The sequence below is a fragment of the Brachyspira sp. SAP_772 genome (assembly GCF_009755885.1).
Classification (GTDB): domain Bacteria; phylum Spirochaetota; class Brachyspiria; order Brachyspirales; family Brachyspiraceae; genus Brachyspira.
Genome location: NZ_VYIX01000181.1, coordinates 1 through 698 on the forward strand (window position 1 = coordinate 1; position 698 = coordinate 698).

General features: G+C 22.0%; 1 pseudogene. It reads right to left on the reverse strand.

The window, feature by feature from the left end:
• Window positions 1-260: 260 nt before the first annotated feature.
• A pseudogene (locus tag GQX97_RS13405) lies at window positions 261-698 on the reverse strand (DUF115 domain-containing protein); the annotation flags it as partial.

The following is a 698-nucleotide window of genomic DNA, read 5'->3' on the forward strand; positions in this document are numbered from 1 at the left end:
CATCTAAAAAATTATCTTGAGCAAAAAGTATAGAAAAACTAAATATAAAAAGTATTATATATTTCATACAACATTACCCATCTAAAAAATTATCTTGAGCAAAAAGTATAGAAAAACTAAATATAAAAAGTATTATATATTTCATACAACATTACCTTAAAAAATACTACTATAATAGTTTATCGACAAAAGCCGAAATAACATAAGAAAAATTATATGTCTATTATATAAATATAATAAAGTTTTATTTTTATATAATTTTATAGTTCCTTATTTATTTTTATTAAAGCTCTGCTTATTATGTAATGATTATAATCAATGCTTTCTCTCATAGCMTCATAAAGCTTAAAAGAGCCTAAAATAGATTTATCATAATTACTATCTTCAAAGTCAAAGCCCTCTGTAATAGATTTTATAACCCTCTGCATTGTAACACCCAAAAACTCATTGAATTTGCTTATATTAAGTATCTTTATATCGGATTCGCTTAACTTCTCTAAAAGTTTATCTACTTTTCTATGCCTTTTTAATTCGCTGTTAATTTCATCGCATAATTTAATAGCATTTAATACATAAGGCTTAAGCTCTATTATTTCAACATCTATTTTCTCTAAACCTGTTTTTATATTTGATAATATTTTATTTTTTTTATTTACTTCTTCAGAGTTTTTATCTATTTCTATATTAATATTATCAAG